The 19,364-nt window shown below is 36.8% G+C and carries 15 protein-coding genes and 2 tRNA genes; 6 read left to right on the plus strand and 11 right to left on the minus strand.

Annotated features, from left to right (window positions below; genetic code table 11):
• Positions 1-395 precede the first annotated feature (395 nt).
• From ACT5E3_RS16225 to ACT5E3_RS16250, 6 genes are all read right to left on the minus strand, one after another.
• A complete protein-coding gene (locus ACT5E3_RS16225) occupies positions 396-2,405 on the minus strand; it encodes an alpha/beta hydrolase family protein (protein WP_444994589.1) in 2,010 nt (669 codons plus the stop codon).
• 108 nt (positions 2,406-2,513) lie between these two features.
• Positions 2,514-5,204, minus strand: coding sequence for a TonB-dependent receptor plug domain-containing protein (locus tag ACT5E3_RS16230; protein ID WP_444994590.1), 2,691 nt, complete (start codon positions 5,202-5,204; stop codon positions 2,514-2,516).
• A 414-nt stretch (positions 5,205-5,618) separates the two neighbouring features.
• On the minus strand, positions 5,619-6,065 hold the full coding sequence (pspC, locus tag ACT5E3_RS16235; RefSeq protein ID WP_444994591.1) for an envelope stress response membrane protein PspC: 447 nt from the start codon (positions 6,063-6,065) through the stop codon (positions 5,619-5,621).
• Entirely contained in the window at positions 6,052-6,291 is a 240-nt protein-coding gene (pspB, locus tag ACT5E3_RS16240; RefSeq protein ID WP_444994592.1) for an envelope stress response membrane protein PspB, read from the minus strand. Before pspB ends, pspC begins: the two co-directional genes overlap by 14 nt.
• A gap of 16 nt (positions 6,292-6,307) precedes the next feature.
• Entirely contained in the window at positions 6,308-6,973 is a 666-nt protein-coding gene (pspA, locus tag ACT5E3_RS16245) for a phage shock protein PspA (RefSeq protein ID WP_444994593.1), read from the minus strand.
• 59 nt (positions 6,974-7,032) lie between these two features.
• The gene (locus ACT5E3_RS16250) at positions 7,033-7,251 is read right to left on the minus strand and encodes a hypothetical protein (RefSeq protein WP_444994594.1); all 219 of its coding nucleotides are present in this window, start codon (positions 7,249-7,251) and stop codon (positions 7,033-7,035) included.
• A gap of 238 nt (positions 7,252-7,489) precedes the next feature.
• Between ACT5E3_RS16250 and pspF the strand changes: the two genes are divergently transcribed.
• The 6 genes from pspF to ACT5E3_RS16280 are packed head-to-tail and all read left to right on the plus strand — an operon-like array spanning position 7,490 to position 14,050.
• Entirely contained in the window at positions 7,490-8,572 is a 1,083-nt protein-coding gene (gene pspF, locus ACT5E3_RS16255; RefSeq protein WP_444994595.1) for a phage shock protein operon transcriptional activator, read from the plus strand.
• A gap of 6 nt (positions 8,573-8,578) precedes the next feature.
• The gene (locus ACT5E3_RS16260; protein ID WP_444994596.1) at positions 8,579-10,222 is read left to right on the plus strand and encodes an ABC transporter substrate-binding protein; all 1,644 of its coding nucleotides are present in this window, start codon (positions 8,579-8,581) and stop codon (positions 10,220-10,222) included.
• A gap of 2 nt (positions 10,223-10,224) precedes the next feature.
• On the plus strand, positions 10,225-11,202 hold the full coding sequence (locus ACT5E3_RS16265; protein ID WP_444994597.1) for an ABC transporter permease subunit: 978 nt from the start codon (positions 10,225-10,227) through the stop codon (positions 11,200-11,202).
• A complete protein-coding gene (locus ACT5E3_RS16270; protein WP_444994598.1) occupies positions 11,199-12,086 on the plus strand; it encodes an ABC transporter permease subunit in 888 nt (295 codons plus the stop codon). Before ACT5E3_RS16265 ends, ACT5E3_RS16270 begins: the two co-directional genes overlap by 4 nt.
• A complete protein-coding gene (locus ACT5E3_RS16275) occupies positions 12,087-13,100 on the plus strand; it encodes an ABC transporter ATP-binding protein (protein ID WP_444994599.1) in 1,014 nt (337 codons plus the stop codon). It begins immediately after the preceding gene.
• On the plus strand, positions 13,097-14,050 hold the full coding sequence (locus ACT5E3_RS16280) for a dipeptide ABC transporter ATP-binding protein (protein WP_444994600.1): 954 nt from the start codon (positions 13,097-13,099) through the stop codon (positions 14,048-14,050). The genes ACT5E3_RS16275 and ACT5E3_RS16280 overlap by 4 nt, the downstream gene beginning before the upstream one ends.
• 59 nt (positions 14,051-14,109) lie before the next feature.
• Here ACT5E3_RS16280 and ACT5E3_RS16285 read toward each other — a convergent pair whose 3' ends face one another.
• The 5 genes from ACT5E3_RS16285 to lon form a co-directional block, all read right to left on the minus strand.
• Positions 14,110-16,011, minus strand: coding sequence for a SurA N-terminal domain-containing protein (locus ACT5E3_RS16285; protein ID WP_444994601.1), 1,902 nt, complete (start codon positions 16,009-16,011; stop codon positions 14,110-14,112).
• Positions 16,012-16,103: 92 nt separating this feature from the next.
• A tRNA-Asp gene (locus ACT5E3_RS16290) sits at positions 16,104-16,180 on the minus strand.
• 54 nt (positions 16,181-16,234) lie between these two features.
• Positions 16,235-16,310 (minus strand) — tRNA-Val (locus ACT5E3_RS16295).
• Between the two features lie 15 nt (positions 16,311-16,325).
• The gene (gene hupB, locus ACT5E3_RS16300; protein WP_142942036.1) at positions 16,326-16,598 is read right to left on the minus strand and encodes a nucleoid-associated protein HU-beta; all 273 of its coding nucleotides are present in this window, start codon (positions 16,596-16,598) and stop codon (positions 16,326-16,328) included.
• 239 nt (positions 16,599-16,837) lie between these two features.
• Entirely contained in the window at positions 16,838-19,249 is a 2,412-nt protein-coding gene (gene lon, locus ACT5E3_RS16305) for an endopeptidase La (RefSeq protein ID WP_444994602.1), read from the minus strand.
• Positions 19,250-19,364 lie beyond the last annotated feature (115 nt).

Consider the following 19,364-nt stretch of genomic DNA (forward strand, 5'->3'; position numbering starts at 1 on the left):
AACAAAAAACTTTTTAAGCATACTTTACTTTAATTTAATTTAATTTAATTTAATTTTAAAAAGCTTCTCCCAAAAAACACTGCAACACTCAAGTAAACAACTTACAAAAAACTCTAAAAAAATATTTTTTTGAATAACGTAGAAAAAACAATATAGAAAATCAACATCAAAGTTAATGGATTGTTAACAAGTTTCGTTTAAAGCATTTCTTGAACTAGAACTTACAATAAAAAGTGCTCAACAACTCTGCGTTAAAAATTTAAGGGGGGGGGGAAGAAATAAAAAGAGTTTTATATGGAAGTTTTTTACATGAAAGAGCATTTATAAAAAAGAGAGCTTCTTCATTCTTTTTTAAGCATGAAAGAAAGCTCTCCTCACATTGTATTAATTATTTTTTATTGTTTTGGTTTAGCGCCGGGCCCGATATGTTCTTGTAAAAAACTCAGCATCTCTTCATAGAGTTCAACTCGATATTTTTCATTTTGAAATCCATGACCATCTTCTCTATAAAGAGTTTTGTATGGCTTACCTAATTTTTTCATACGTTCTTCTACTAAATAAGCATTAATAATTGGCACTCGAACATCTTCAGTACCATGCACCAATAACAATGCCGCTTTTAACTTTTCTAGTTGGTATACTGGTGAACGTTCTTTTATAACTTTTTTCCAATCACCTAACATTCTATTTAAATACCATTCTCTAGCCTCGCTATTAGAACCAAACGAATCTGCTTTTTTCATTTGGACTTCTAAATCGTAAGTTCCTGCATCGGGAATTGCACATTTGTATAAGTCAGGCTCCTTAACAACAGCGTTAAGTGCCGCATAACCACCATAAGAAACACCATGTATACAAACTTTATTAGGATCCGCCAACTTAGTTTTTATCGCCCACAAGGTTGCATCAGTTAAATCATCTTGCATTTTTGCACCCCATTCACCATACCCAGCTTTTTGAAAAGCTGTACTGTATCCACCAGACCCTCGAAAGTTTAGCTGCAAGACTAAATAGCCTCTACTAGCAAGCATTTGTGCTCTATTATCCCATCGCCAATTATCTTTAATCCCATAAGGTCCACCATGAGGAAAAATAACTAAAGGCAAGTTTTTCTCTTCCACATTTTTTGGGATCGTCAAATAACCATAAAGCTTAGTTCCATCTCGAGCATTTAGAGTAAATGGTTCAACCTTGGCCATTTTTTGAGGCTCAACTTCTCTTAAACGACTCCCAATAAAGGTAACTTGTTTTTTCTTGTTATCATAAAGATAAAATTCACCGGGGTTAATATCACTTCTAACGTAAAGTACCATTAAGCGGTTATCGTCCGTTCTACTTGTAATTGAAACATTTTGGTTTTTAAATGAAGCGCTTAATGATTTTAATAGATTAATTTCTGATTGGTTACTGGCCTCATCCAAATACTGCACTTCGGGATAGCCCGGCTCAATTCTAATACCTATCACTTCATTTTTAGCCCCTCTCACAGAACTAGAAATATCAACATCGTCATGGCGGTACAATAATTTCATACTACCTGTTTCCGTATTAAGTTCAAAAACGCCATTCGTTCCCTCATAACTCAAGTCATAATTTGAAGATAAATATAACTTTTTGTTATCAAGAGAAAAACCAAGCCCCCACAAGTCTGGTTTACGATGCTTTGAATCCAGTTGTAATCTTTGCCATTGATTTTTTTTATTTTTATAGTGCAAATAAAAAGTATCATCAGCATCATCGATTTTATCTTCACCAGTATCATACTCATAAGCGAATCTAACTTTATCATTTAAATCGACACCAATATCAACAATACCAGGTTTGCTAAACCTGGCCGATTCAGGTACATCCGCTATATATTTTAGCTTACCCGAATAAATATTCATTTTATGCAATTTCACTTCGCCCCTATCTCCAAAGTGACGTTTCAGCACTAAAATATTTTTAGGATCACTTTTTAACCGAGAGTTCAGTTCAATTCCAGAAAATTGTTTATTTAATATTTTTCGTTTTTTTCCGTTCGCATTAGCCACTAACCAAGCAGTATTTGGTTCAGTTCCATCTAGCCAACCAGTGATCGTTTGAAAATACATGCTGATTCGCTCATTATTCAGCCAGTCAAACTGAACAACATGCCGATTTTCTCCATCAGCAAAGCCCGCAATCACCTTTTTCGTTTTTCTATTCATTACAGCAAGTTTGACTTCAGTTCCTTCTTTAAAAGTAAAAGCCAAATATTTTCCTGATGGTGATATTTTCATATTCTGAAACTTTGGATGTTTAGCAAAAACTTCCAGCGGCACTAACGAGCTTGCATCCCCGTCAGTTGTTTGTTTTGCTTCAATGTTTGCATTAACATTTGCAAAAACAATAAAAATAATTGCTACTTTTATAATTTTAATCATTACTTCACCTGTTATTAGCAATAATGTGTTATTTAAAAATACTAAAAAAAAACTCGATAGAAGTTATCTACCGAGTTTTTATACTCACAACTCTTATATATTATCTATCTAAAAATCAATTGAGTAACGAGCGTAAACGACTCTACCTGCTATATCGTGATTTGAACGATCAAATCCAGGAAAAGATATTTCTTCTCGATTTAAAGTAGGCATTTCGTCAGTTAAATTACGAGCTCCCAAAGTAAATATACCATAATCAGTAGTATATCGTGCATTTAAGTCAAACGTATTGAACTCATCAAAATCACCCTGTTCAAACTCAGGAAGATCAGCATCTTCTCCTCTCATATCAGCCACATGATTATAAGACAATGCTAAAGATAAATTGTCATATTCCCACACAGTGTTAAATGTGTAACGCAATTCTGGTACACCTTTAAAACCAACCCAGTCATATCTTGGAGAAACCGGACTTTGCTTAGATGTCCACTCAATAGCTTTTGAACCTATTAGCTTAAAACGTAGAATACCTGCGTCAGCCATATCTAGCTTGTAACCGAAATCAAAATCTAAGCCTTTGGTCGTAATACCATCAGCATTAGCATTACATGCTGTAATCTGCTCAACTTCACCTACATTATCTCTAGTAACAAAACACTTAGGGAAAGGACTTAATTGATTATTATATTCAAGGTTTAATACCGATTGAGCACTGATATAACTCACCTGATTAGTAATTTCAATATCATAATAATCTAAAGCAAAGTTAAACTCTTCAGTTACTTGATAAACAATACCAATCGACTTCTGGGTAGAGTCTTCCGGTTTCAAGTCACGGTTACCTTCAGAAACTCTTAATTGCTGTTCAGTATCACATTCAGCTAATTGGCTTATCCAATATCCTCTAGAACGGCCTTCAGAATCCGACGCCATTGCCGCTTCTATCGCAGGAAAACAAACACTTGGGTCATAAACGCTATCGTAACTTACCGCTGGAGAGCCAAGTAAATCATCTAGTGCCGGTGCTCTAAACCCTTCAGAATAAGAAGCTCTAACCAAAATATCATCGATTGGACGGTAAGAGATTTTTAATGCACTTGTTTGGGCACTGGTATCAGGCTTGCTATAAGTATCATTACGCGTAGAAAGGTTAACTTCTAACTCTTCAAGAATAGGCAAGTTAACTTCAGCAAAAAATGCATGAGAGTTTCTATCTCCAATAGAATCACCACCAAATGAACCTAGAACATTACCTGCATTAGTTTGCTTATCTTGCGTGTCCGAATACTTTTCTACTCGATGTTCAAAACCAACAGCATAAGCCAAAACACCACCGCCTAGTTCAACTTCAGTATCAGCTGACCAGTTTAATCCCAGTGACTCAGACTCAGACCATGCTAAACGAGTTGCTGTATGTAAAAAGCTAGCTAATACTTCGTCAGTGGCGTTAGGGCCGCCTCCAGGAATAAATGGGTTAAAATCACCACTATCAACCGCAGCTTGAATAGTGTCCGTAATAACATAAGAGTCAGTCTTTATATCTGAACGGTTTCTACTTTTTGATGCGTAAGCACTAAGCTCTCCCATATCAGTTAACCAGTCATAGCCAACCGCAAAGTTAATATCCGTACTAGCATATTCGGTTCTACGCGGAGCAACACCAGCTAACCCTTGAAGTACAATGATATCCTGCTGATCAGCTGTACCAAAAGTCGGGTTATTGGGGTTAGTAGCTCCCATAGTTCCGTAGAACCATAAGTCGGTAAACTCACCACTTTGATCATAAGCATAATAACTTGCTCGAGTCCAAACACTCATAGACTCATTTAATTCTCGCCTTACATTAGTAAAAATAGTGTTAGTTTCAAATGATGGGTAGTAATCCTTTCCATCCCAAACATTATGGTAACAATAGTTAGATATAGAGCTAGATTCTGTATCTATTTGCTCGGTTGGACAATCCGGTCCAGGATTCCAGCGAGGTTGAAAGGTACTACCAGCGCTTAAAGCTCCAGTTGGACGCCAAGTTCCATAAGGTCCATACCATTGTGCCGCATAATCACCATAAGGCTCATCTGGCGCATTTCTTAAATGTTCTCTTTCTCCACCTTTGATACCACCATACTCAGTGTGGCCAAAAGTCACAATTCCACTGGTTTTATCAGATGAAAAACCATAAGTTAGTTTCACATCAGACTCATCCGCATTACCTTCAGCAGGCTTACCTGCACTGATAGAAAGGTTAGCGCCATCGTAATCGGTTCTGGTGATGATGTTAATAACGCCACCGATAGCATCTGAACCATAGATAGAAGAGGCACCTTCTCTCAATACGTGAATTTCTTCAACTGCAGAAATTGGTATCATATTAGCATTAGCAATTTGAGCACCAGTAGTACCCGCCCCTGCAACACGAATTCCATCTATTAGGTATAATGTTCTTCCCCCACCTAACCCACGTAAATCAGTATTTGCTACATTCCCCCATGAACTTGTAGTTCCAAAAAAACTACCTGTTGTTGCGTAAGGTAAATCACGTAAAACTTCTGCAACACTTATATCACCAGTCATCTCAAGATCTTCACGAGAGATTACGGTAACCGGAAGAGCTGTCTCAGCATCAGAACGAGTAATACGCGATCCTGTAACAACTATTTTTGTGTCTTTGTTTCCACTTGCAGTTTCGTCTTCTTCTGCAGCATATAGACTAGGCACAGAAAGCATTGATGCAGTCGTACCAGCCAAAAGAACCGTGCGAACCGCTTTTGCAATCACATCACGTTTGTTAAATTTATTCAATTTGATCTCTCCCCATGTTGTATGGAAATTATAGTTATACAAGTTAAATATTTTGCTATTCCTTGGTAGGGGAATAAAACAAAGCTTAACTTATTATTAGGCAGTAAAACCGATGTTGTTAAATAACATCGGTTAGGATTCTACCGTTGCGATAAACAAGGGATCAATGCAGTGGGTAATAATTACATTCTTACATAATTATCTTGCAAAAGGAGGAAGTATTTTGTAGAGAAAACAAAACAAATTGGATTTTATTACTTATTGTAATGTTCACCTAGATTAATTGTCTTATAATTCAATAACATATTTTATATCCAACACAATTAGAATTTTAATAACATTATATAAAAAAATAAAATCAAATTAAAATCTAATCGATTATAACAATAAAATGATTATATTTTAGCCTAAAATTTATTTCATTTTGTTAAATTCTTTTTCTAATTCAAACTGTTTTGATGTAACAAATGACTCTATATTTTGTAATTTAGACTCAACCATAGAGAATTTACTTTCAATTTCATCTAGTTTATCTTTAGGACTAATCCCTGTTCGCCAAACCTCCTTAACACTGGGCTTATAAGGTTTAGATTCTTCGGCATATTCGCTTAGGTTTCTTTTACGCTCTTTCCCAAAGCATCCTTTATTACTTTTAGAACCAGGTTTTGGATCTAACACAAAATAAAGGACAAAGTAGGCAAGCAAGACTGTTCCATTAAACCAATTAAACACCAACAATGAAATAGCGATAATCCGTACGACCCAAACTTCAAACCCAAAGTATTCAGCAAGCCCCGCACAGACACCACAAATTTTTGCTTTATCAGGATTCTTATAGAGTTTGCGACTACTTTCGCTCATATTTCTTTCTCCATTCAGGTGTCTCTTGGTCTAAAATAGCTTCAAGTGTTTCAATTCTTTCTATCATAGAGTCTGCAACATGAACTAATTCTTGTAATCGTTGATGTTCCGCTTCTGAAATACCGGACCCTTTGTTGTTTTTTGAACGATAATGCATAACGACCCAGATAGGTGCCACAAAAATCATAAAAAGAATCATCGGGATAAAAACCATTTCTTGATCCATACTTTAAAGTCTCCAACTAAGATTTTTTATTAACACGGGCTTTTAATTCAGCCAACTGCTTATCGATTTCATCTTCACGCTCTAAATCGTTAATTTCATCGGCAAGATTTCTGTTTCGGCCAATATCATAAGATTCAACTTCAGACTCCAGTTCGTTAAGTTTACTTTCGAACCTTTCAAACCTTGATACCGCATCCTCGGTTGATGAATCATATAAACTCTGTTTAACTTTAAGCCTTGAAGAAGTTGTTTTGTGCCTCATGATTAAGGCTTTTTGACGAGCTCTAGCATCATTTAGCTTTTCTTGTAATTGGCTCACTTCCGCAGATAAACGGGATAAGACTTCTTCGAGTTTGTTTAATTCCAACTGTAACTCATCTACTACTTCGACAGCTTTATTTCGCTCTAACAACGCAGCTTTAGCGAGATCTTCACGTCCTTTAGAAATAGCTAATTCAGCCTTACGCTCCCACTCTTCCGATTCTTCCTTTAAACTATTAACTCTTCTAACTAAATCTTTTTTCTCTGCAATAGTACGGGCTGATGATGTTCTAACCTCAACCAAAGTATCTTCCATCTCTTGCACTATCAATCTGATTAATTTCTCAGGGTCTTCTGCTTTATCCAACAACGCATTGATATTGGCATTAACAATATCTGCAAATCTAGAAAAAATGCCCATCTGGGTAACCTCCAATTCTTTCGATAAAATTCAAACTGTTAATTGAGATTTTAAAAATCTCAAAATAATATCTCTAACCAGTCAACATTCGATGACACTCTAGAGATCTCTGAAGAAATAACCTTTCCATTATTTTGTACCTGTTGCACCTGGGCAGTATTAATTTCACCTAACTGTGCAAACATTATTCCCAAAACACCGATGATGCCAATAACCACTTGCACTAGCAACTTACTATCGCGTCGTGTTAATGAATAATCTGGTTTTATTGTTAACATTCCCTACAACCTCGTGATTGAATATTTGACTAATATATTTTTAAACTACACTCAATAATACAGCTTTCATGCCAACTTTTTAACAGTGCTAACCTATTGTATTTGACTGATTTTTCGTTATTAAGCTGGAACCGTCATTGAGTTTGTGTGAAAATAACCTACAATTTAGTCAATTTCACTAATTAATAACGTTGTTAATTTAAGCTCAAGCAGTGAATGTTTACCTCCTAAAAACTTTATGAACCAACAGAAAGATAATTTAATTGGGGAAGCAAGCAGCTTTCTAGAAATTATTGAGCAAGTTTCACAACTTGCTCCAATTGATAAACCTGTATTAGTAGTTGGTGAGAGAGGTACAGGAAAAGAGTTGATCGCCTCCAGAATTCATTATTTATCCTCACGTTGGGAGCAGCCATTTATCAAGCTTAACTGTGCAGCTATTAATGAAAACCTATTAGAGACAGAACTATTTGGACATGAATCTGGAGCTTTCACCGGCGCTAATAAAAAACATCTTGGTAGATTTGAGTTAGCTGACAAAGGCACATTATTTTTAGACGAGCTTGGTAATAGCTCTCTTTCCGTACAAGAAAAACTACTAAGAGTAATCGAATATGGCGAGATGGAAAGGGTTGGCGGCAACAAGACAATTAAGGTGGATGTAAGAATCGTAGCAGCAACAAATGAAAACTTACCTGAAATGGCAAATCAAGGAAAGTTTCGAGCTGATCTTTTAGATAGGCTAGCATTTGATGTCGTAACAATCCCCCCTTTACGTGCAAGAATGTCTGATATTTTAGTACTTGCTCAACATTTTGGACTAGCAATGACGCGAGAGCTTGACCGGGAGTTCTTCCCTGGTTTTACAAAAGAAGCAGAAAAGTCTTTACTTAATTACCCTTGGCCGGGAAATGTAAGAGAATTAAAAAATGTTGTAGAACGTAATATATATAAAACAGCAGCAGATCAAATGATAGATACGATTCAATTTGATCCTTTTGAATCACCATATAGACTCTCTAAAAAGCAACAATCATCTAACTCAAAAGAGCTAGAACCAACAGATAGCCCCCCAAATCAACCAGAGACAGTCGCTACTGCGAATTTAAATTCTGAAACTGATGTCGCAAATTTAAAAACCGAAGTGACATCATTTCCCATAGATTTAAAACAGTTTATGGCCGAACAAGAAGTGTTCTTGATTGAGTCAGCCCTAAAGCATTCACAATTTAATCAGAAAAAGTGTGCAGAATTACTAGGCTTGACTTATCATCAACTACGCGGATACCTCAAAAAGTACCAACTACTCGAACAAAAGTGATTGATAGTGCCAACTCAAATTAAAAGATTCGGTATCATTACCCTTATCGGCTTATTTACCGCTGTTTTTTTAAGTGGATGTAATCCAAACGGTGCTGCTGCAAAAAGAAACTTACTGGTTTATTGCTCAGAAGGCAGCCCTGAAACTTTTAATCCTCAGCTTTCGACTTCAGGGACGACGTTTGATGCTTCGTCACGCACCCTATACAATCGTTTGGTTGAATTTAAACCAGGCACAACAGATATTCAACCAGCATTAGCAACAAGCTGGCAGATATCAAAAGATGGGCTCGAATACACTTTTCACCTCAGAAAAATGGTTAACTTCCACACTACAAAATACTTTCAGCCAACCCGTACTTTCAATGCTGATGACGTCCTATTTACTTTTGAACGTCAGAGGAATCCTATACATCCCTATCATAATATATCGAAATTACGGTTTGGATACTTTCAATCAATGGGCTTAAGTCAATTGATCAAAAGCATCGATAAACTGGATCAATATACAATTAAATTTAGTTTGAATCGTGCAGAAAGCCCTTTTCTAGCAACAATGGCGATGGATTTTGCCTCTATCATTTCTGCTGAATATGCAGATGAGTTACTCAAAAAAAATACTCCTGAACTGCTAGATACAATGCCAATAGGCACAGGTCCATTTCAACTTATTCGCTATCAACCAGATGCTTTTATTCGCTATAGAGCTCACCCTCACTACTGGCAAGGAAAGCAAAAGCTAGAAAATTTAGTGTTTGCCATCACTCCAAACCCCTCATTAAGATTTGCAAGAATGGTCGCTGGTGAGTGTGATGTGATGTCTAACCCTCTACCTATTCATATTGGTGTTGCCAGTCAACAACCTCATATGCGTGTAATGAGTGAACCTGGGTTAAATATCGCCTATTTAGCGTTAAATACCAGTAAGAGACCTTTTGATAATGTATTAGTACGTCGCGCTCTCAATTATGCCATTAATAAAGAAGCTATTATTAAAGCGGTTTACCAACAAACGGCTACACCAGCAAAAACAACAATTCCTCCAAGTATGTGGGCTTATGATAAAACGCTATCTAAGCAAGAATATAGCCTTCAAAAGGCCCGAAACTTACTAAGTCAAGCAGGCTACGCTAACGGTTTTAAAATGAAAATTTGGACCATGTCTGCCCAGCGTGCTTACAACCCCAACGCCAAAAAGATGGCAGAACTCATTCAACAAGACTTAAAAAAAATAGGAATAACCGTTGAAATAGTCACTTATGAATACACAACTTTTCTTTATAAAACGCGGGCAGGAGAGCATCATGCTGCATTGATGGGTTGGATCAGTGATAATGGTGATCCTGACAACTTTTTCACTCCTTTACTTAGCTGTGCGGGAACACAATCAGGCACTAACACTTCTTTATGGTGTGATCAAAACTTTAATGAAATCATACAACAAGCCCGCGCTATCAGTAGTACAGAACGAAGAAAACGACTGTATCAAAAAGCACAATCAATTTTTGTTGAAGCTTCACCATGGGTACCAATTGCTCATGCAACCCAGCATGTTATTATTAGTCCACGTGTCAAAAACTTTAAAATCATTCCTGCAGGCGGTGTCTATTTTAATAATGTCTTTTTAAGCAAAATATCGAGCGGAGAATAACTATGTTTAAAGTCATTCTTCGACAGTTTTTAATATTACTACTTAGTTTATTCACTCTAACAATATTTACTTTTAGCCTAACACAATTTTTGCCTAATCATTTAGTTTTTGCCTACCCAACAAGTAATGCAGAGTCTCTACATATTTTACAAAAATATATTTTTTATCTAACGAATATTTTACAAGGTAACTGGGGCTCTTCGCTAATCAGTGGAGAAAGTGTTCTTAAAGAATTTTTTATTCTTTTCCCTGCAACATTAGAGCTTTCAATAATGGCACTAGTCACAGCTCTAATTGTAGGAATTTCTCTCGGAGTTATTGCCGCTGAAAATAAAAACAAATGGCAAGATAAACTAGTTATTTCTACAACTCTCATTGGTTACTCAATGCCAATTTTCTGGTGGGGGATGTTACTCGTCCTTTTATTTTCTTTAACACTCGGAATTACACCGGTTGCGAGTCGAATTGGTTTCGAATATGACATTATTCCTGTTACTGGTTTTATGCTGATAGACACGCTGTTATCTGATCAGCCCTACTCTACCGATGCTTTTTTTGATGCGCTTCGCCATTTAATTTTACCAACAATTGTACTAGCCACCATACCAATTGCTATTTTTGCACGTGTTACTCGCTCAGCAATGATTGACGCATTATCTAGCGACTATATCCGTACCTCAAGAGCAAAAGGGTTGCCTTACCATAGAATAGTTTGGGGTCACGCACTAAGAAACGCAATGATACCAATTGTTACCGTTATAGGTTTACAAACCAGTGTTTTAATCACAGGAACACTCATCACGGAAACTATTTTTTCGTGGCCAGGCATTGGCAAGTGGCTATTAGAAGCAGTTTATCGAAGAGACCTGGTCACTATACATGGTGGCCTCTTAGCGATTGCAACAATCGTTATTCTAACCAATATTATGATTGAAATAGCAACTCACTTACTAAACCCTAAATTGAGGTTTCGCCGATGAGCAATTATCCTCAGTTTTATCAACAAACAAAAATTCCAAGTACTATAGAGCGTTGGAAAAATAATTTTTTCAACAATAAGTTAGCCACCGGAGCATTGTTTGTTTTAATGTCTATCATTTTAATAGCAATTTTTGCACCTTGGATAGCCCCCTATGATCCTGCTACTCAGTTTACAGATTTTACCGTACCACCTTCTTGGTATGAAGATGGTGTTAGCCACTATTTGCTTGGCACTGATGATCTAGGTCGCGACTTATTTTCAAGACTTGTTCACGGTGCGAGGCTATCGTTAAAGCTGGCTTTTACGGTTGTTGTCATTGCCGCATTAATAGGTATGTTATTGGGCTGTATTACTGCACTATCTAGTGTATGGATTGATCAACCTATTTTAAGGTTAATGGATTTAATATTGGCACTTCCTTCATTACTACTGGCAATTGTAATCGTTTCTGTTATTGGTCCTGGTTTACCAAACTCTATTTATGCCGTAGCTATAGTACTCATCCCACACTTTGTGCTTGTTACACGAAACACTATAAAACAAGAGCTTAACAAAGAGTACGTTACTGCAATGATATTAGATGGCGCCAGTAGAATACGACTTTTCACCCACTCAATTTTACCCAATATTTTGCCATCGCTAATTGTTCAACTAACACTTGCATTTTCTACTGCTATATTAGACATTGCAGCACTTGGATTCTTAGGGCTAGGAGCACAAGCACCACATCCAGAATGGGGAACGATTTTGTCAGAATCACATGTTTACATCACCATAGCCCCTTGGACAGTTGCCCTGCCTGGTCTAGCTATTTTCTTTACATTGCTCTCAATTAACCTCGTTGGTGATGGACTCAGAGATGCAATGGATTTGGATAATTAAATGAATTTACTGCGAGTCGAAAATTTAACTGTGAACTATCATAATGGAAAACAACATTTTCCTATCATAGAACGTCTATCCCTAAAAATGAACATGGGGGAAATTTTAGGTATTGTTGGTGAATCGGGCTCAGGAAAAAGTATGTTAGCACTAGCCATTATGGGCCTACTTTCTCCCAAAATGGAAATGCGTGCAGATTACTTAAGCCTAGATGGTCAAGACTTAATGAAATTAAATGCTGCTGATCGAGCAGCCTACGTCGCATCTAAAGCAGCGATTATATTCCAAGAGCCACAAGCCAGTTTAAATCCATGCTTTTCGATTGCAACACAATTAGACGAAACACTCTCTTTCCATCAAGGTGGCAGCCGAAAAATGCGAAAAAGTAGAGCCATAGAACTCCTCGATTCAGTTGGAGTCTATCAACCTGAAATAATTTTAAAAATGTACCCTCACCAATTATCAGGAGGCATGAATCAAAGAGTTGCTATTGCAATTGCTATCGCCTGTAAACCAAGGCTGCTAATTGCAGACGAACCAACTACAGCGCTAGATGTGACTATCCAATCTCAAATAATTGAGTTGTTACTCAACTTAAGTCACGCAGAAGATGTCGGATTAATGCTTATTACTCATGATTTTGCGCTTTTATCAGAAAATACAGATAGGATTGGTGTTGTATACTCTGGACAGTTAATGGAACATGCTGCAACTGAAAATATTCTCACATCTCCACGCCATCCGTATACTAAAGCTCTGCTTGATAGTATACCGCAACTAGGAGACAGGCATATAAAAGGGAGTCGTCTATTTGCTCTAAGTGGGCAAATACCTTCATTTGATCAACTTCCTGTCGGATGTCGACTAGGTCCAAGGTGCCCTAAAGCAGAGAAGCAATGTGTTAACAGACCTCCATTAAGGACAATAAGAAACTATGGTAAAGTAAGATGTCATTTAGCGAAACCGGACAATATACCTAAAGTAAATAAAAGTGATATAGGGGGTCAAAAATGAGCTTACTTTCTGCGCGCCATATCTGTAAAAGCTACCCTATTAAAAACTATCAATTTGCTAAAGACGATAGCTTTGATGCTATTAAGAACATTAGCTTTGATCTTGAAGCTGGCAAAACATTAGCTATTGTTGGTGAGTCAGGTTCAGGTAAATCAACTTTGGCTAGACAAATTATAGGTATTGAAAAACCAACATTTGGCGAAGTAATATTCAATGGTGAAAGATTACATTTCTCCAGTATAAAAAATAAAAAAATGCGCTTTAAAAATATCAGAATGATATTTCAAAACCCATATGAATCATTAAACCCGCAAGCTCGAATAGGCACTACACTTGAAGAAGTACTCAGAATCAATACCAATTTATCCAATAAACAAAGAAAAGAAAAAGTAGCCAATACTTTAAGTCGTGTCGGTTTACTACCAGAACACCAGCATAGATACCCGCATATGTTCTCAGGCGGCCAGCGCCAGCGTATAGCAATTGCTCGGGCAATCATTCTCGAACCACAAGTTATTATTGCAGACGAGCCACTCTCTGCATTAGATGTATCAATTCAGGCTCAAATACTTAATTTGCTTCAGGAGCTACAGGAAGAAATGCAAATCTCCTACCTGTTTATATCCCATGATTTAAATGTTGTAGAGCATATTGCCGATGAAGTCATGGTAATGTATCGAGGAGAAATTGTTGAATATGGTAGTATAGAACAAATCTTTGACCAACCTAAGCATCCTTATACTCAAACATTGTTTGCAAGTACGCCAATGTATAGAAAAAGATTCAAAGAATTTGAAAAGCCAGATTTTAAAACTAAGAAAGGGTTAAAGGAGCAAGGTTGTTGCTTTGCGCAAAGATGTCATTTTTGTGAACCTCATTGCCAATCTAAACCGCCTCAACTAATTGCTCAAGAAGATGGATATAAAATAGCCTGCTTTAAAGCGGAATGAAATTATTTTAAATACTTAAACAAAACTCAATAAATAAAAAAGCGGCCTTAGCCGCTTTTTTATTGAATTAAATTATCTAAGTTGCGTTTTATATCAGAGTTCCTTCGATAATCATTAATAAATGCACTAAATGCAGCATTTGAGTAATAACTACTAATATAAAGCGAGCGCTGCTTTTTGTTTGCTTCTTCAGCCTGTGCCCAATTTCCATCTTCGACTTTATTTAACATTAAAATAGTAAAACCTTGAAAATCATCTACCATATCCACAGTAACATTATCAGGCTTAGGCTTTTTCATCTTAAAAAACTGCTGATTAGTCAAATAAGAAAGGCTTGCATTATTACGTTCAAGTTGATTTAAATCTGTCCATGATAATTTTTTCTCAACAATTAAATCTTCTATAGATTCTTTTGCTTTCAATTTTTCTAGTAATGTATTCGCAAGTTGCTCTGCAGCACTTTTAGCTTTGGATTGTTTCAACTCACTTTCAACACGCGGTTTAACTTTTTCCAACGGTTGAATTTCACTTGCTTTATATTCTTTTAAACGCAATACAATTACATGGTTATCAGCAATTTGTATTGGCTCAGAATTGAGTAAAGACTCCTTTACTTCTACACTGAAAGCAATATCTTTAACATTTTGGTTTGCAAAAATACCTTGTCTGCTCGAAGCTCCAAATAATGGGCTTGTTTTTACTTGCAATCCTGTAGCTTCTGCAGCTTCTTTCAATGAGTCAGCAACTTCAAACGCCTTATTTGTTAAAGTATCTAACTTATTTTGAAATTCTACCTCAGCTTTAGATTTTTTTAGTTCAACGACTAATTCATCTTTAACTTCTTCTATTGGTAGTGCAGAACCCTCAACCACCTTGGTCAATTTTATTAAGTGATAACCAAAATCACTTTTAACAGGTTCTGAAACCTCACCAACAGTTGTCAGTGCATTAGCGGCATCTTCAAGTGGCTTTTCCACTGCTCCAGCGATTAAAATACCTAGATCACCACCTGATTCTCTAGTTGGAATATCATCAGATTCAGCTTTTGCAATTTCAGCAAAGTCTTCACCAGAATCTATTCTCTTTTTTATTGCATTAATTTTTTCTAATGCGGCAGACTCACTATCTTCAGATAAAATTAAAATATGAGAAATTTGCCTTTGCTCATCCGCTTTATAACGATCGAGATTTTCTTCGTAGTGATCTTTAATTTCATCTTCTGTAGGGGTTACTTCAGATTGTAAATTTGAAGCTGATAATTCGACATATTCAACAGATATTTTTTCTTCTTGACGAAACTTTTCTAAATTATCTTGATAATATTGATTAACTTCATCATCTGTTAAATTTATCTCTTGCTTAAATTGTGCAACGTTAATTTGTAACGCTCTGCCAGTTCTTTTTTGAGCCGTGTATTTAAAATCGGACTCAACTTCACTTGCTAAAGAAAATTCACTGTCTAACAAACCTGTTAGTAGTTGTCTATCAGTTGTTCTCACTTCGAAATCATTTTTAAATTCAGCTCGGGTAATTTGTGCTCGAACGAGTACTTGATCAACAAGAGCAGAAGAGTATTTACCATTCATTTGATAATTTGGATCGGACTGTATTACATTCCGCAAAGCGTCAGTTGATAACCTTAAACCTAAACTCTTTGTTGCCTGCTCACGAACTTTAAGAGTAACCAAGCGTTGCAAAACATTTTCCTGAAAATTCTTTTCATCTTCTTCTGTTTTTACATTTGCTTTATAAAATTCAGCTCTTTGAGCTTTTACGCTCGCATAAGCACGCTGAAAGTCATTCCTTGAAATGCTTTCACCGTTAATGATAGCGACAGCATTAGGATCCCCCAAAAAAAACGCTGAGGAAAAATAACCTGCGAAGACAAATGAAATAACAATTGCAAAAATAACAATTTTTACCCAGGGCTTTTGTACCCCTTCTCTAATGCTTTCTAACATAGCGGATTGCTCATTTAATAAAATAACTTTTTATTTATTTTTTGTACTAAATCATTCTAATAAAAAACGCGCCATATTCGGCGCGCTTGTTCTGGCGGAGCGGACGGGACTCGAACCCGCGACCCCCGGCGTGACAGGCCGGTATTCTAACCAGCTGAACTACCGCTCCAATTCTTTACATCTACAGTTTTTATCGAAATTTATTTAATAACTTTCTGAAAACTGGTGGGCGCTAGTGGGCTCGAACCACTGACCCTCGCCTTGTAAGGGCGATGCTCTCCCAACTGAGCTAAGCGCCCATCAAAAATGGAGCGCTAGTTTACCGCGTCTTTAAGACCTTTACCAGCCTTAAATCCAGGTACTCGAGCAGCAGGGATCTCGATAGTCTTACCTGTTTGAGGATTACGACCAGTTCTAGCAGCACGATCTTTAACTGAAAAGGTACCAAAACCTACAAGCGCAACCTGATCACCTTTACGTAAAGTCTCTGTAATAGAGTCAATCATTGCGTCTAACGCACGGCCAGCAGAAGCTTTAGAAATATCGGCACCTGATGCGATCGCATCTACAAGTTCAGATTTATTCACTTAATTCCCCTTTAATTCTTATCTATTAAATTTGAGAGCATCGAGTTTAAAAAATTCGTATGTATGCCCCTCGCGGATAACTTTATACCAATGGAGCAAATTGCCTGTCAAGCAACAAATACCCCAAACCCCATAAAATACAGGGGTTTGGTTAAAATAACATCATTTTATACCGATTAGTTATCAATTTAGACAAAAAAACAATTGGTTGATTTTCATCCAAAAAGCTTACTTTAATTCTAATGTGGTTTAGCTGGACTTTTTCTTGATTTATTACTAGCCAATGATTTTTTTGCTTTTGCGCTCACTTTGCGAGTACTAGTTTGAGGAGCAGGCATACTGACTAACGCTTTAGTTAAAACTTCATCAATCCACTTTACTGGTATTATTTCTAAATCACCAATAATATTCTCAGGTATTTCCTTCAGATCTCGCATATTCTTACTTGGAATTAAGACACGCTTAATTCCGCCTCTGTGAGCAGCTAGTAACTTCTCTTTTAATCCACCAATAGGTAGAACCTCTCCTCTTAAAGTTATTTCGCCAGTCATGGCGACATCCCTTCTCACTGCAATTCCTGTTAAAGATGAAACCAAAGCAGTACACATCGCACTTCCAGCACTAGGTCCATCTTTTGGGGTAGCTCCTTCGGGCACATGCACATGAATATCTTTGACTTGATAAAAGTCGTCATCAATACCTAAAGACTCAGCTCTACTTCTAACAACCGTTATTGCAGCCTTGATTGACTCTTGCATAACACTACCCAACTGCCCTGTTGATATAGCTTTACCAGTACCACTTGTAACCGCTGACTCTATAGTAAGCAAATCACCTCCTACTTGAGTCCATGCTAAACCAGTCACCTGCCCTACTTGGTCAGTTTCCCCAGCCTTACCAAAATCGTACTTTTCAACTCCCAAATATTTACTCAGATTTTTAGCTGTTACTTTAATTTGAGATTTCGATTTATCAATCATCAGTTGTTTAACAACTTTACGGCATATCTTAGAAATTTCTCGCTCTAAGCTCCTCACCCCGGCTTCACGCGTATAAAACCGAATAGTGTTAACCAATGAAGATTCAGATATTTTGATATCATCTTCTTTTAAACCATTAACTCTTTTCTGCTTAGGTAAAAGATACCGCGATGCAATATTTAATTTCTCACCTTCGGTATAACCTGACAGATTAATAACTTCCATCCGATCTAATAACGGCCCAGGTATATTCATCGAATTAGCAGTACAAACAAACATGACTTCAGAAAGATCATAATCAACTTCTAGGTAGTGATCGTTAAAACTTGAGTTTTGCTCAGGATCTAAGACTTCTAACAGTGCAGATGCAGGGTCACCTCGCATATCCATTGCCATTTTATCTATTTCATCAAGTAGAAATAGTGGATTTTTCACTTTAGTTTTACTCAATTTCTGAATAATTTTACCAGGCATAGAACCGATATAAGTCCTACGATGTCCTCTAATTTCAGCTTCATCTCTAACGCCACCTAGTGACATACGTACAAACTCTCTGCCTGTTGCTTTAGCAATTGATTCACCTAAAGAAGTTTTGCCCACTCCTGGCGGACCAACCAAGCATAATACCGAGCCTTTTAATTTTTTTACTCGAGTTTGCACAGCTAAAAACTCTAATATTCTCTCTTTAACCTCTTCTAGACCATAATGATCGCCTTCTAAAACGGCCTGTGCTTTTTCGATATCTCCATACAACTTGGTTCTTTTTTTCCAGGGTATATTGATCATCCAATCAACATAACCACGTACAACGGTTGCTTCAGCAGACATTGGAGACATCATTTTTAATTTTTTAACTTCTGCTTCAGCTTTTTCCTTTGCCTCTTTAGGCATACCAGCCGCTTTAATTTTCTTTTGCAACTCTTCGATGTCAGACACGCCATCATCATCACCAAGTTCTTTTTGTATGGCCTTAATTTGTTCGTTCAAGTAATAATCACGCTGACTTTTATCCATTTGTTGTTTCACTCTTCCACGGATTTTTTTCTCCACGTGAAGTAGGTCAATCTCAGACTCCATCAACCCCATCAAATACTCTAATCTTTCAGCTATACTATTGATTTCTAAAGCTTTTTGTTTTTCTTCAATTTTTAAAATCATGTGGGCAGCGACAACATCAGATAACTTTTCAGCATCATCTATTGCAGAAACAGTATTGAGTACTTCTGGCGGAATTTTTTTATTGAGCTTAATATAACTCTCAAACATAGCCTTAATAGAACGAGTTAACGCGCCTTTTTCGGCTTCTAGTGGCTCTTCCGATTCTAAAGGCTCATACGCTGCAACAATAAAGTCTTCAGTAGACACTAACTCTTGGATACCGGCTCGACCAATACCTTCAACTAAAACTTTTAAATTTCCATCAGGTAAACGTAGCATTTGCAAAATATTAGCAACACATCCCTGCTCGTAAATATCATTTTCCCCTGGGTCATCATGATTTGCATCTTTTTGAGCCACTAACAAAACAGAGTTTCCATTTTCAGAGGCGAATTCTAAAGCCTTAATTGACTTTTCCCTCCCTACAAATAATGGAATAACCATGTGTGGAAATACAACCACATCTCTTAATGGAAGGACCGGGATTTGGCTTTTATTCATAGTCGACGACATAAATAAATCTCTTTTATTAGTGGGCTGCTGGACAATCCGCAATTTGAACGACAGTCTCTACAGATAAGCTAAATATTAACTTAAATCGAAATCAACTTTTACTCAAATTTTATAT

Source organism: Aliikangiella litoralis (assembly GCF_052495765.1).